The organism is Chelativorans xinjiangensis (genome assembly GCF_009812055.1).
Taxonomy (GTDB): Bacteria; Pseudomonadota; Alphaproteobacteria; order Rhizobiales; family Rhizobiaceae; genus Chelativorans; species Chelativorans xinjiangense.
In genome coordinates this window covers 11,829-24,932 of sequence record NZ_WQNH01000027.1, presented here as the reverse complement: position 1 = coordinate 24,932, position 13,104 = coordinate 11,829, and the positions used below count along the sequence as shown (strand labels likewise).

The 13,104-nt window shown below is 65.4% G+C and carries 16 protein-coding genes; 11 read left to right on the top strand and 5 right to left on the bottom strand.

The window, feature by feature from the left end:
* Positions 1–267, top strand: a complete 267-nt coding sequence (fliQ, locus tag GM910_RS16415) for a flagellar biosynthesis protein FliQ (RefSeq protein WP_159589111.1) — start codon at positions 1–3, stop codon at positions 265–267.
* Positions 268–376: 109 nt separating this feature from the next.
* Here the strand turns inward: fliQ and GM910_RS16410 are convergent, their stop codons facing one another.
* The 3 genes from GM910_RS16410 to GM910_RS16400 all read right to left on the bottom strand — a co-directional run bounded on the left by GM910_RS16410 (position 377) and on the right by GM910_RS16400 (position 2,140).
* Positions 377–805, bottom strand: a complete 429-nt coding sequence (locus tag GM910_RS16410) for a DUF1284 domain-containing protein (RefSeq protein ID WP_159589109.1) — start codon at positions 803–805, stop codon at positions 377–379.
* Positions 802–1,392 (bottom strand): biotin transporter BioY, encoded by a 591-nt coding sequence (locus tag GM910_RS16405; RefSeq protein ID WP_159589107.1) that lies wholly within the window; start codon positions 1,390–1,392, stop codon positions 802–804. Before GM910_RS16405 ends, GM910_RS16410 begins: the two co-directional genes overlap by 4 nt.
* A 91-nt stretch (positions 1,393–1,483) precedes the next feature.
* On the bottom strand, positions 1,484–2,140 hold the full coding sequence (locus GM910_RS16400) for a GntR family transcriptional regulator (protein WP_159589183.1): 657 nt from the start codon (positions 2,138–2,140) through the stop codon (positions 1,484–1,486).
* Positions 2,141–2,284: 144 nt separating this feature from the next.
* Here GM910_RS16400 and flhA point away from each other — a divergent pair, with 144 nt between their 5' ends.
* From flhA to GM910_RS16360, 8 genes are all read left to right on the top strand, one after another.
* Positions 2,285–4,372: a flagellar biosynthesis protein FlhA gene (gene flhA / locus GM910_RS16395; protein WP_159589105.1), complete on the top strand. Its 2,088-nt coding sequence runs from the start codon at positions 2,285–2,287 to the stop codon at positions 4,370–4,372.
* A gap of 237 nt (positions 4,373–4,609) precedes the next feature.
* Positions 4,610–5,356: a flagellar biosynthetic protein FliR gene (gene fliR, locus GM910_RS16390; protein WP_159589103.1), complete on the top strand. Its 747-nt coding sequence runs from the start codon at positions 4,610–4,612 to the stop codon at positions 5,354–5,356.
* A gap of 4 nt (positions 5,357–5,360) precedes the next feature.
* Positions 5,361–5,744, top strand: a complete 384-nt coding sequence (locus tag GM910_RS16385) for a hypothetical protein (RefSeq protein ID WP_159589101.1) — start codon at positions 5,361–5,363, stop codon at positions 5,742–5,744.
* A gap of 97 nt (positions 5,745–5,841) precedes the next feature.
* Positions 5,842–6,375 (top strand): rod-binding protein, encoded by a 534-nt coding sequence (locus tag GM910_RS16380; RefSeq protein ID WP_159589099.1) that lies wholly within the window; start codon positions 5,842–5,844, stop codon positions 6,373–6,375.
* A 31-nt stretch (positions 6,376–6,406) separates the two neighbouring features.
* Entirely contained in the window at positions 6,407–6,811 is a 405-nt protein-coding gene (locus GM910_RS16375) for a hypothetical protein (RefSeq protein WP_159589097.1), read from the top strand.
* 5 nt (positions 6,812–6,816) lie between these two features.
* Positions 6,817–7,302 (top strand): hypothetical protein, encoded by a 486-nt coding sequence (locus tag GM910_RS16370; protein ID WP_159589095.1) that lies wholly within the window; start codon positions 6,817–6,819, stop codon positions 7,300–7,302.
* Between the two features lie 261 nt (positions 7,303–7,563).
* Positions 7,564–8,115: a MarR family winged helix-turn-helix transcriptional regulator gene (locus GM910_RS16365; RefSeq protein ID WP_159589093.1), complete on the top strand. Its 552-nt coding sequence runs from the start codon at positions 7,564–7,566 to the stop codon at positions 8,113–8,115.
* Between the two features lie 120 nt (positions 8,116–8,235).
* Positions 8,236–8,511: an SCP2 sterol-binding domain-containing protein gene (locus tag GM910_RS16360; RefSeq protein ID WP_425482698.1), complete on the top strand. Its 276-nt coding sequence runs from the start codon at positions 8,236–8,238 to the stop codon at positions 8,509–8,511.
* Between the two features lie 34 nt (positions 8,512–8,545).
* Here GM910_RS16360 and GM910_RS16355 read toward each other — a convergent pair whose 3' ends face one another.
* Positions 8,546–9,199 carry a GNAT family N-acetyltransferase gene (locus tag GM910_RS16355; RefSeq protein WP_159589089.1) on the bottom strand — a complete coding sequence of 218 codons (654 nt, stop codon included), beginning with the start codon at positions 9,197–9,199 and terminating at the stop codon, positions 8,546–8,548.
* Positions 9,200–9,259: 60 nt separating this feature from the next.
* Positions 9,260–10,393 carry an ornithine/lysine decarboxylase gene (gene odc2, locus GM910_RS16350; protein ID WP_159589087.1) on the bottom strand — a complete coding sequence of 378 codons (1,134 nt, stop codon included), beginning with the start codon at positions 10,391–10,393 and terminating at the stop codon, positions 9,260–9,262.
* A 544-nt stretch (positions 10,394–10,937) separates the two neighbouring features.
* Between odc2 and GM910_RS16345 the strand changes: the two genes are divergently transcribed.
* Complete coding sequence (locus tag GM910_RS16345; protein ID WP_159589085.1) at positions 10,938–12,119, top strand: amidase; 1,182 nt, start codon at positions 10,938–10,940, stop codon at positions 12,117–12,119.
* Between the two features lie 13 nt (positions 12,120–12,132).
* Positions 12,133–13,044 carry a LysR family transcriptional regulator gene (locus GM910_RS16340; protein WP_159589083.1) on the top strand — a complete coding sequence of 304 codons (912 nt, stop codon included), beginning with the start codon at positions 12,133–12,135 and terminating at the stop codon, positions 13,042–13,044.
* The last annotated feature ends 60 nt before the right edge of the window (positions 13,045–13,104 follow it).

Genomic DNA, 13,104 nt, shown 5'->3' with positions numbered 1-13,104 from the left:
ATGAACGAGGCCGACGCCCTCGACATCGTCCAATACGCCATCTGGACGGTGCTGATCGCTGCCAGCCCGGCGGTCATCGTCGCCATGGTCGTCGGCATCGGCATCGCGCTCGTCCAGGCACTGACCCAGGTGCAGGAAATCACCCTCACTTTCGTCCCCAAGATCGTCGCCATTCTGTTGGCCGTGGCATTTTCCGGGCCCTTCGTCGGCGCTCAGATATCGTCTTTCACGACGGTGATCTTCCAGCGGATCGAGAACAGCTTCTAGGCGAAAGGGCGCAAGGCCGGCGCGGAGGGCCCGCGTTAGGCCCTCTCGCGACCAGCGACCCTTAACGGCCTACGAGAATGCGAAAATTCGACCCTTTGCAGCTACTCCACTATCGTTCTCTCGGAATAGCGATCCCGCAATAGCCTCCTGCTGCGATCGTGCTGCACAGATCATGCCACTCACAGCCCTCGCAGGCGCTGCGCGTATCACCGGCCGAGAAAGCTTCACGCATCCGCTCCAGGAGATGCCGATTCAGGATGATCCGGCGGCCATCCTGAATCGAAACAAGCAGCAGTCTCCCTAGATCGCGCGCCGCCAGCCGGTCCCGTTCCGTCACGCTGTCCCGCCAGCAGTGAGGTTCGCGATCATCAAGGAGCGGGGCACAAATGTCGTCCGGCCCCTCGACGATCAGAATATCCTCCCCTTGGGAAATCCGCCCCGCGATCGCGTCATAGTTGGCGGTGAACGCGGGGCCGTAGCCCTTGCCGGCATAGGTCAGCAGGCAAAGCAGGTGATGAGGCCGAAGCCGGATCGTCATTCAGACGAGCGCGCCTTGCCGCGCGCCAGCAGCGCGAGGGTGGCGGCACCAAGAGCGGATTTCAGAACAGCGCCGGCGAGGAAGGGCGTCACGCCATGCACGATCGCTTGTTCCAGCCCGATCATGACGGCCAACCATGCCGCGCCAAGGGCGAGACAGACGGTATTGCTCAGCAACATGCCGACGAAGGCAAGCACGGGGCGATTGCCGTTCCAGCCCCTTTCGGCCAGCCAACCGGCGAGCGCACCGGCAAGGGGGAAGGCAAAGAGATAGCCGGCAGTCGGTCCAACGAAATGATGTGCGCCGGCCGCGCCTCCGGAGAGGACCGGCATGCCGAGGGCGGCCTGACCGAGCCACGCAATGATCGTGATGGCTCCGAGGCGCCAGCCATAGAGAGCGCCGACCAGCGCAACGGCGAAGGTCTGCATGTTGACCGGGACGGGCACCATCGGAACTTCGATATAGGACGATACGGCCAGGAAGAGCGTGCCGACGACAATTCCACCAACCTGCCATGCGAGGGAGCGGTTTTGAAGATCGAGAGGGCTGTAGACGGGTTTGAGGGTCGGTGCGGCTGTGGTGCTCATGCGGGTTTCCTTGCGACAGAATAATAGATAATTTCTGGAATCTATCGCTAAAAGACTCCACAGAAATCACTCGTTGGCAAGGGCTATCGCCTCAACGCCGAGCCGCAGCGGGAAAAGGGCTGGATTTCTGGCCTTTGTGGCCGGTCCATTGCACATGCCGAGCTAGCACCGAGGCCGCCGCCTCGACCTCCCCGGCGCGCAGCGCCGCGAGGATCGCCCTATGGTCGCGGTCGGTGGGCGCCTCCCATTCAGCCCGCCAGCCCGAAAAGAGGAAGCGGGCGCTGGCCGTGTGTAGATCATCGATGGCTTTGAGCAGCCGGGGCATTCCGCAAGGTGCAAGGATAATCCGATGAAAGGCGCGGTTGGCTTTCTCCCACGCCTCCGCATCGCCGGCCCTGTCGCCGGCGCGGGTTGCATCTTCGGCCTGATCGAGAATGGCCTTGGTCAGATGCGGCGCGGCGTTGCGCAGCGCCAGAACTTCAAGCGCGGCGCGCATCTCGGCTACTTCTCGGACTTCTTCGACGCTGAAACCGGCGACGCGAACGCCACGGCGCGGCTCGCTGACCACGAGCCCCTGCGCCTCCAGGCGGCGGAACGCCTCCCGTACCGGCACATGGCTCGCACCGAACTCTTCGGCAATATGGTCCTGGCGCAGCTTCGCTCCGGCCTCGATCGAGCCGGAAATGATCCGGTCGGCAAGCCTCCTGCTGATCCGCGTGGCGATGGTGTCTGATTTGGCTGTCGTCATGGTTTTATAGATAATGGAGTCGCGGGTCACGGTCGAGCGGCCAAAGACCGCGAACCACACCCCAGCCGGTAGTCCCCTTCCCCCACTCCCTCCGCCCTCGCACAAGCTTCGCCCCCTATCCTCCCGCCCCACATGGAGGCGTGAATGGCGTTGAGCGAAGGCATTGTCGGCAGCGAGCCCCGCAAGCACAGCCGGGACATCGGCTTTGCCGTCGGCGTCATCATCATTCTGGCGATCCTGTTCCTGCCGATCCCGCCTTTCCTCATCGACGTCGGCCTCGCCTTCTCCATCGCCTTCTCGGTGCTCATCCTGATGGTGGCGCTGTGGATCCAGCGTCCGCTCGACTTCTCCTCCTTCCCCACCATCCTCCTGATCGCCACCATGATGCGCCTGTCGCTCAACATCGCGACGACGCGCATGATCCTGTCCGAGGGTCACGAGGGCACCAACGCGGCGGGTCATGTCATCGGCGGCTTTTCCAAGCTGGTGATGAGCGGCGACTTCGTCATCGGCCTGATCATCTTCCTGATCCTCATCGTCGTGAACTTCGTCGTCATCACCAAGGGCTCGACCCGCATCGCCGAGGTCGGCGCGCGCTTCACGCTCGATGCCATCCCCGGCAAGCAGATGTCGATCGACGCCGACCTGTCCGCCGGCATGATCGACGACAAGGAAGCCCAGCGTCGGCGCCGTGAGCTGGAGGAGGAGAGTTCCTTCTTCGGCGCCATGGACGGCGCCTCGAAATTCGTGCGTGGAGACGCCGTCGCCGGCCTTATCATCACCGCCATCAACATCGTCGGCGGCATCGCCATCGGCTATTCCCGCCACGACATGGACCTCGGTGAAGCCTCGGACGTTTTCACCAGGCTTTCGGTAGGCGACGGCCTCGTCTCGCAGATTCCCGCCCTCATCGTCTCGCTCGCCGCCGGCCTGCTCGTCTCCAAGGGCGGCACGCGCGGCTCGGCCGACAAGGCCGTCTTCGACCAGTTGGGCGCTTATCCGCGCGCCCTGTTCGTGGCGGCCATGCTGCTTGCCGTGCTCGCCCTGATGCCGGGCCTGCCGGCCCTCCCCTTCCTGGCGCTGGCCGGCACCATGGCCGGGCTCGGCTACATGCTGCCGCGCCGCGAGCGGCAGCGCGAGGAGGCCGCCGCCGAGGCCGTGCGCCGCGAGAAGCTCGACGCCGTCGAGGAAGAGCGCAACTCGGTCAAATCCTCGCTCAAGACGGCGGAGATCGAGCTTCTGATCGGCAAGCAGCTTTCCACCCGGCTCATCGCCTCGCACCAGGAACTCGCCTTCCGCATGAACAAGATGCGGAAGAAATTCGCCGCGCAATACGGCTTCGTCGTGCCCGAGGTGCGGCTCACCGACGACTTCACCATCCCGCCCAAGAGCTACCGCATCAATATCCATGGTACGGTCGTGGCCGAGCACCGGCTACGCGTCGGCGAGCTGATGGTGCTTCTGGGCGGCAAGCCGGTGCCCGACCTGCCCGGCGAGGAGGTGAAGGAGCCCGCCTTCGGCCTGCGCGCCTATTCGGTCTCCGACATGTTCGCCGAGGAACTGAAGAACAAGCAGCTTGCCTACGCCGACAACATGTCGGTGCTGCTCACGCACCTTTCCGAGGTGATCCGCAACAACCTGCCGCAGCTTCTCTCCTACAAGGACATGAAGGCGCTGATCGACCGGCTCGACCCCGAGTACCGCAAGCTGGCCGACGAGATATGCTCCTCCCACATCACCTATCCGGGGCTCCAGGCGGTCTTGAAGCTGCTTCTGGCCGAGCGCATCTCCATCCGCAACCTGCACCTGATCATCGAGGCCATCGCCGAGATCGCCCCGCATATCCGCCGCACGGAGCAGATCGTCGAGCACGTGCGCATCCGCATGGCGCAGCAGATCTGCGGCGATTTGAGCGAGGGCGGCGTCCTCAAGGTCCTGAGGCTCGGCAACCGCTGGGACCTCGCCTTCCACCAGGCGCTGAAGCGCGACCCCAAGGGCGAAGTGCGCGAGTTCGACATCGACCCGCGCCAGCTCGAGGAATTCGGCCAGGAAGCTGGCAAGGCGATCCGCAACCACATCGACGCCGGCGAGCGCTTCGTGCTGGTAACGGCCCCCGAGGCCCGCCCCTACGTGCGCATGATCGTCGAGCGCCTGTTCCCAACCCTGCCGGTGCTGAGCCACGTCGAGATCGCCAAGGGCGTGGAGATCAGCATCCTGGGGTCGGTTTCCTAGCCACCCATGCCGAGCCCTTTCACGCCCCCCTCTGTCCTGCCGGACATCTCCCCCACAGGGGGGGAGATTGCGCCGGCCGTTCGCGGCGGCACCTATTGTAAGACGTTACCGACTGGCGAAACCGTTAGCGACGGCCAATCTCCCCCCTCGTGGGGGAGATGTCCGGCAGGACAGAGGGGGGCGCGAAAGGGCGCTGCCATTCCCGTTGTTCAATCGCCCTCAGCACCGCGGTAACCAATGCTGGAAACCGCCATCCTCGCCGCCTTCCTCGCTTTCTGCCGCATCGGCGCCTGTTTCCTCTTCCTGCCGGGGCTCGGCAGCGCCCGCGTTCCCGTGCAGGTTCGTCTCTTCGTCGCCGTCGGCGCCTCGCTGGCGCTGCTTGCGCATCTGTGGGGGGCGATCGTGCCGCATGTCTCGCGCCAACCCCAGGCGATGCTCGTCCTCATCGGCTCCGAGCTCCTCATCGGCGCGCTGATCGGCCTCCTCGCGCGCCTCTACGTGCTGGCGCTCCAGTTCATCGGCGCCGCCATGGCCATGATGATGGGCTACGGCATGGCCGGCGGCGGCGTGGCGGTCGAGGAGAACGAGCCGCAGCCGGCGGTCGCCGCCCTCATCTCCTTTTCCGCACTGCTTCTGCTTTTCGTGTTCGATTTCCACCACGCCATCATCCAGGCGCTGGTGGCCTCCTACCGGCTGGCGCCCGTCGACGCCCTGTTCGACCCGCAATCCGCGCTCGTCGACCTCTCCGACACGCTCTCCGAGGCCTTCTTGGTGATGATCAGGCTCGGCAGCCCCTTCGTGGCCTATGCGATCCTGGTCAACCTCGCCATCGGTTTCATCAACAAGCTGACGCCGCAGATCCCCATCTACTTCATCTCGCTCCCCTTCGTCATCGCCGGCGGCCTGCTGCTCCTCTACTTCGGCATCGGCACCTTCCTGCGCCTCCTCGCCGACGGCTTCTTCCCGACGACCATCGGCGGGTGAGGCGATGACGGCGGACAGGCGGCAAAAGCTGGCACGGCTCGTAAAGCTGCAGGAGCGCCTCAAGGAACTGCACGAGGCGCGCCGCGCCGCGCATCTGAAGGAGGCGGCCGCGGCCGAAGCCGAGGCGACGGAGCTCGCCGGGCGCCTGGACGCGCCCGACAGCCTGGCGGCCCTCTTTCCCGCGCTCTATCATGACCGCATCGCCCGCGCCCTTGCCCGCCGGGAGAAGTGCCTGGAGCGGGCCGCCGAAGAGGCCGCCATGATCGCCGCTGCCGGCGCGCGCGCGGATGTCGCCGGGCGCGCCCACACGAGCGCGGTGCGCAGGCACGAAAGGGCGGCCGAGGAAAAGGCCGTGCTTGAGATGCTGGAACAGCAGCGCAAGCCCTGAGCGGTCGCGATCTAAGTGGCAAATCACGCCGAGCAAGCCTGCCGCAAGCTTTCGCTGCCATAGTCGGCTCACTGAAAACGGTTCGCGGTAGACGCTCGTGGCGATTTCACCTCCCGGCGACATTCTTCTGGACGTGGCGAAGGCGGCCGACCCCGCGAAGGTCGAGGCCGCGCGGGCACGGCTGAAGGCCCATGCCGGCGATGCGGCCACGGCCTTCGAGGTCGCCGCGCCCGCGGCACGCGCCCGGAAAGCGCCCGCCGGAAGGCCCGAGCACTTCGTGGAGTTCGAGTCCATGGTGCTGCAGAGCTTCCTGCAGAACATGCTGCCGGAGGATACCGCCGCCTTCTACGGCGAGGGCCTCTCCGGCGAGATGTGGCGCGGCCTGCTGGCGCAGGAGCTCGGCAACGTCATGGCCAGGCGCGGCGGCATCGGCATCGCCGATCGCGTGCTCGGCGATCACACCCTGCAGGACGGCAGGAAGGTGCCCGTCGCCGGCGTCTCCTCCGGCCCCGAGGCAGAGGAAGCGGCGACCCAGGCCTCGCTCGCCGCCAGCCTGATCGAGGAGATCGAGCGGCAGACGGCCAAGACCCTCGCAGCCGATGCGTTGCCGCCTTCCACCCATGAAGAATAGCCTTTTTACCGAGCGGATGCAGACACTCCCCATGCACGACCTGAAACCCACCACCAACGCCGCCCCTGTTGCTGAAACCACAAAGGCAGACGGACGCACCGGCGCGTTGCTCGCCCTCATCGGGCGCATCACCGATGCGATCGAGGCCGAGACGGCCGCGATCCGCACCAATCCGAAATACGACATCAAGGCCTCGAACGCCCGCAAGAGCCGCCATCTCCACGAGCTCGGCAAGGCCTTCAAGGGCATCGTGCCGGAGGATCTCGGCCTCGACCACCGCGAGGCGGTGCTCCGCCTGCGCGGCAAGCTGGCCGCCAACGAAGCGACGATCCAGGCGCATCTGGGCGCCGTCGGCGAGGTCGCCGCCCTCCTGCAAAAGGCCATCGAGCAAGCGCAGGCGGACGGCACCTATACCGTCCGCGAATTCGGTCGGTAGGCCCGATGTTCAAGGTCCTCCTGGTCGCCGTCTGGGTCAGCGCCGCCACCCTCGGCGCGGTGTTCTACTCGTTCCAGACGTCGCAGGCGGCGAGGAACGCCACCCCCCTGCCCCCCTTCTTCGGCGGGCTCGACTACGTGCGCACGCCGGTGATCTCCGTGCCCGTCGTCAAGGACAGGCAGGTGAACGGCTATTTCCTCGCCCGCCTCGTCTTCACCGCCGAGCCGGAGAAGCTGAAGGCGTTGTCGCTGCCGGCCGATGCGCTTCTGGTCGACGAATTGCACAGCTATCTCTACGCCAACCCGCAAATCGACTTCACCGATCGCAACGGCGTCGACCTGGACGCGCTCCGGAACGGCATACGGGACAGCATAAACGAGCGTGCGGGTGAGAAGCTGGTCCACGAGGTCATGGTTGAGCAGGTCGACTATCTTTCCAAGGCCGAGATACGCGACAACGCCATCCGCCGCCGTATCGGACCCGGCGAATGACGGTTATGAAATAGTAAACGTCGTATTCAGAGCAGGACGCCTCCCTTGTTCGTCCTATGCCGGTTATTGTTTTCGATCATATTTTCGAGGAGCGGGCTGTTTACCTGGCTCGCTATATTTTGATGATCAATCGGGCGTGCTTTTTGCGCCGGCATATCCGTTGCGGTTCGTGCAATGCGTTGGCTCGCGGTCATTTCCGGAGCCACTTCAGCCTCCTCTGCAACCAATGCTCGACGTCAGGCACGGCATTTTGGAGGTGTCATGACACTACCCGCGGGCCAATCCGACAAACCTTGCGAAGGCAACCGCTCCCCCTCGGAGGCGCCGTTTGAGGCGACCGACGGGCAGATCCAGCTGCCCTGTATCACCTCGCTTCTCGACTTCAAGCTGCGCCGCGCCCAGCTTCTGGTCTTCCACGATTTCGCCACCACCCTGGCGAAGCTGAAACTGCGCCCGGCGGAATTTTCCGTCCTTGCCATGATCGCCAAATATCCCGGGCAGAAACAGACCACAATCGCCGAGGGACTGGGCATCAAGAGGGCGAACTTCGTCTTCCTGATGGACAGCATCGAGGCTCGTGGCCTGGCGGAGCGGCGCAAGGGCCGCGCCGACCGTCGCTCGCACTCGCTGCATCTCACCGAGGAAGGCAAGCGCTACGTCGAGCGCATGACGGCACTTTGGCACGAACACGAGAACCGCATGATTGGCCGCCTCGGCGGCAGGGAGAATCTGGAGCGGCTGACCGAGCTTCTGGACCGCCTGCTCGGCACCTCGGCCGGCGGCGGAAATCCAATGTTGACCGATCCACATTGACGTAAACGTAATTCGATTGCTATTCCCTCTGCGCCTCCCGCATCGGCTTTCCTTGCGGCGGGCGCAGGCAAGCGGGCCCTGCTTTTCGACCAAGCGCCGCGACGAGGAGTAGCTATGGGAATGGATGAGATCGCCGCCAAGATGCAGGAGCGCGTGGCCGGTTCGGACTTCGCAAATTCGGTGAAGTTCGACTGCGGCGCCGACGGCGCCATCGTGATCGACGGAAAGACGGTTTCCCTGAGCGACGCTGGTGCCGACTGCATCATCACGCTCACTAAGGACGACCTGGAGGCCATGATCGCCGGCGATCTGGAGCCGACAGCGGCCTTCATGCAGGGCAAGCTCAGGGTCGACGGCAACATGTCGGTCGCCATGCAGCTCAGCCAGGTGCTCTGATATCCCAGGTACTCTGATATCAAGGGCGCGCGCGTCACGCCGCGCGCGCCAACGCCTCCGAACGGATGTTCCGCCTCGCGGGCTTCAGCACTCCGTGCGCCCCATCAAGCGCCCCGCCGACAAGCTCCAACGCCAGAAAGCGCTCCCGCTCATACGGGCCGGGCATGGAAAGCCGGCCGGTCTTTTCCGCCGAGAAGCCGAAACGTGCATAGTACGGCGCGTCGCCGACCAGCAGGATAGCGCCGTGGCCGCGCCGTTTCGCTTCGCCAACCGCATGGCCCATCAAAGCCGTACCGATGCCTTCACCCTTCATTGCCGGGTCGACCGCCAGCGGCCCGAGAAGCAAGGCAGGCACACCCGTCTCGCCGAGCCGCACGTCCCACAACCGCACGGTTCCCACGAGAGAACCATCCGGACCGCGCGCGACAAACGCCAACCCCTCCGCCGGCAAACGCCCGCGCCGCAGCTTCTCCGACGATTTGCGCTTGCGCTTCGGGCCCATGGCCCGGTCGAGCAGCGCCTCACGCGCGGCAGCGTCCGCAGCGGCTTCAGGGGTGATGGCAAAGGCATAACCACCGCCGATCTCCCCCCTTGTGGGGGAGATGCCCGGCCCTTCGACAAAGCTCAGGGTAGAGGGGGGCAACGTAGAGCGCACCCCACGACCATCGGCATAAGACGACAAACTCATTTCGAAAAATCCCGCACTCGCAGGTTTCATACCGGCGACAACTGGCTAAGAAAGCAGCCGTCAGATCACGTAGGCACGCAGCGGCTCGAAGCCGTTGAAGGCAACCGAGGCGTAGGTCGTCGTGTAGGCGCCCGTCCCCTCGATCAGCACCTCATCGCCGATGGTAAGCGACAGCGGCAGCGGATACGGCGTCTTCTCATAGAGCACGTCGGCCGAATCGCAGGTCGGGCCAGCCAGCACGCAAGGCGCCGTCGCGCCGCCATCGTGCCGGGTGACCAGCGGATAGCGGATCGCCTCGTCCATGGTCTCGGCGAGCCCGCCGAACTTGCCGATGTCGAGATAGACCCAGCGCACCTCGTCGTCTTCCGCCTTCTTCGACACCAGCACCACCTCGGATTTGATGACGCCGGCATTGCCCACCATGCCGCGGCCGGGCTCGATGATGGTCTCCGGCAAGCGGTTGCCGAAATGCTTCCTGAGCGCGGTGAAGATCGCCTGCCCGTAGGCCTGCGCGGCCGGCACGTCGCGCAGGTAGCGCGTCGGAAAGCCGCCGCCCATGTTGACCATCTTCAGGACGATGCCCTCCTCGGCCAGCGTCTGGAAAACGAAACGGGCGTCGTCCAGCGCGCGGTCCCAGGCGGAAAGGTCCGTCTGCTGCGAGCCGACATGGAAGGAGACGCCGTAAGGAGCAAGGCCCAGCGCCTTCGCCTGGCGCAGCACGTCCACCGCCATCGCCGGCACGCAGCCGAACTTGCGCGACAGCGGCCACTCCGCGCCCGCCCCGTCGGTGAGCACGCGGCAGAAGACGCGGGCGCCGGGCGCCGCACGGGCGATCTTCTCCACCTCTTCCACGCTGTCGACAGCGTAAAGACGCACGCCGAGCTCGAAAGCGCGCGCGACGTCGCGCTCCTTCTTGATGGTGTTGCCGAAGGAGATGCGGTCGGGCGTCGCCCCCGCATCGAGCGCCATCTCGATCTCCGCCACGGAAGCCGTGTCGAAGGACGAGCCGAGATTCGCCAGGAGCTTCAGGATCTCCGGCGCGGGATTGGCCTTTACGGCGTAGAAGATCTTCGAATCCGGCAAGGCCTTCTCGAAGGCGCGGTAGTTGTCGTGCACGACGTCGAGGTCGACGACGAGGCAGGGGCCGTCGGGGCGTCGCGTGGCGAGAAAGTCGAGGATGCGCTGGGTGGCCATCGGGGTCTCTCCTTCGGCGGCCGAAGCCGCTTCAATCAAAGCTCAAGCTCAGCGGGCTTGGTCTGCCCGCGGTGGACAAAGGATGCGATGAACGGATCGATGGGCCGGAGGGTGGAAATCACCGGAAACCACGGATGCGTTTAACGCATGACGATAAGCTCCCGCCTCGCGGCGAATGCTCTGCTTTGTCTGCCTCAGCTTTGGTATGGGAGACCCCATCCGCACTGCCGGCAATGAAGGTGTGCCTCTTCAGTAACCCCGGTTTTTGGACAACCGGCAGACACCAGAAAGGCCCGCACCGTCGTTGCTTCAAGATGTCCTCGATTTCGTGGTTGGCCGCGAAACCGACTGGAGGGGTTAGTTCCAGGTACCTTACCGAGTTCCTCGCCATTTCCGAGGTTCGGCGGACACCCACAGGCACGTGCGACTTTGGGCAGGCGCGATATAGTCGCCCTGTCTGTCACAATCAATGAAAAATCTGCATGAGCTTGAAAAAAATCGACCGAGCGCCGATTGTCGGCCCGAAGTGCCACGAGGAGCGAAAATGACGGCGACACGGGACCCCCTGAACGCGTTTCTGGACTATCCCGAGACCCCCGTGCCCTCGGCCCCGGACGGCCCCCTCATGGGCCTCACCCTCGCCGTCAAGGATATCTACGATGTGGCCGGTTATCCGACCGGCGGCGGCAACCCGCAGAAGGAGGCCGAAAGCGGCAATGCCGAGGCCACGGCCCCCGCTATCCAGGCGCTGCTCGACGCCGGCGCCCGCTTCGCCGGCAAGACGCAGACGGACGAGCTCACCTACTCCATGATCGGCATGAACGCCCATTTCCCCCCGCCGGTGAACCCGCGGGCGCGCGAAAGGGTCACCGGCGGCTCCTCCTCCGGCTCGGCAGCGGCGGTGGCCGGCGGGCTCGCCGATATCGCCATAGGCTCCGACACCAACGGCTCCATCCGCGCCCCCGCCTCCTTCTGCGGCCTCATCGGCCTGCGCACCACCCATGGCCGCATTTCGATGCAAGGCGCCATGCCGCTCGCCCCTTCCTTCGACACCTTCGGCTGGTTCGCCCGCGACGCCGCCGCCTATACGGCAGTGGGCGAAGTGCTTCTGGGCGAGGATACGCATGGCGAGACGCTCCGCCGCCCGGTGCGCATCGCCGAGTTGGAGGCGCTTTTATTCGGACAGGAGGAACGCGCGGCCTACGGCGCCATGCTCGGCCGTGTCCTCGACCGCTTCGGGCGCGAACCGAGCTTCATGGCGCTGCCCGGCGAGCCGGACGAGCTCTTCGAGCGCTTCAGGGAAATCCAGGCATACGAAGCTTGGCAGGTGCACGGGCCCTTCCTCAAGAAGAAGGACCGCGACCTCGGCCCCGGCGTGAAGGAGCGCTTCGCCTACGCCCGCTCCATAAGCACGGAGACGGTGGAGGCGGCGCGCCGGCGCCAGCGCGATTTCCAGGCCGATTTCGCCGCCCTCATGGACCCGAACATGGTGGTGGTCATGCCGACGCAGCCTTCCGCGCCGCCCCTGAAGATCGCCACCCAGGCCGAGCTGGAGACCTATCGTGCCAAGGCGCTGACGCTGACATCGGTCGCTGGCCTGCTCGCCTGGCCGCAGATCACTATTCCCCTGGGCAAGGTGCACGACGCGCCCTTCGGCATATCCCTCCTCGGCCCCGCCGGCAGCGACCGCCAGTTGATCCGTCTCGCCGCAAGCATCCTTTCTTAGGCGGGAGAGCTTCATGGACACGCTCACCCGCATGCGCGCCTTCATCGACGTGGTCGAGGCGGAAGGCTTTTCCGCCGCCGCCCGCAAGGTCGGCCGCTCCAAGGCGCTTCTGTCGAAATATGTGCGCGAGCTGGAGGACGAATTGGGCGCCCTGCTCCTGAACCGCACCACGCGGCAGTTCTCGCTGACGGAGACCGGCCACACCTATTACCAGCGGGCGGTCGAGATCGTGCGCGAGATCGACAGCCTCTCGGAGGCCGTCCGCGAGACCTCCGGCGACATCAAGGGCCGTATCAAGCTGTCGGCGTCGCGCACCTTTGCCGACGCGCCGATCGGCCGCTCGCTGATCGAGTTCGCCGCCTCCCATCCCGATATCGTACTCGACATCCAGCTCGACGACCGCTTCGTCGACCTGGTGGAGGAAGGCTTCGACCTCGCCATCCGCATCACCAAGCTCGACGATTCCTCGCTGATCGCCCGGCGCCTGGCGCCCTTCAGCGTCCCCCTCTGCGCATCGCCGGCGCTCGTCGAGAAGGTGGGCCGGCCAAAGCATCCGCGCGACTTGGCAACCTTGCCCTGCATCGTCGACACCAACAGCCGCCACCGCCACAATTGGCCGTTCCGCGAAGCCGACGGCACGGCGTTCACCGTTCCCGTGTCGCCGCGCATCGAGGTCAACAGCCCGCTGACCGTGCGCGCGGCGGCGGTGGCCGGGCTCGGCTTCGCCTTCCAGCCGGATTTCATCGCCGCGCCGGAGGTCGCCGCCGGCCGGCTCGTCACCGTCCTCGAGGAGCACATCACCGACGGCGCCGGCATCTTCGCCGTCTATCCCCACCGCCGCTACCTGCCGGCGAAGGTGCGCGCCCTGGTCGATTTCCTGGCCCAGTGGCTGAAGGAGAATTGCAGCGCTGAAGATCGTTTGTGATGTCCCATTTTCGCCGGCTTCGTGATAGATAACGCACCTCTCTCACGATACCGATGGGGA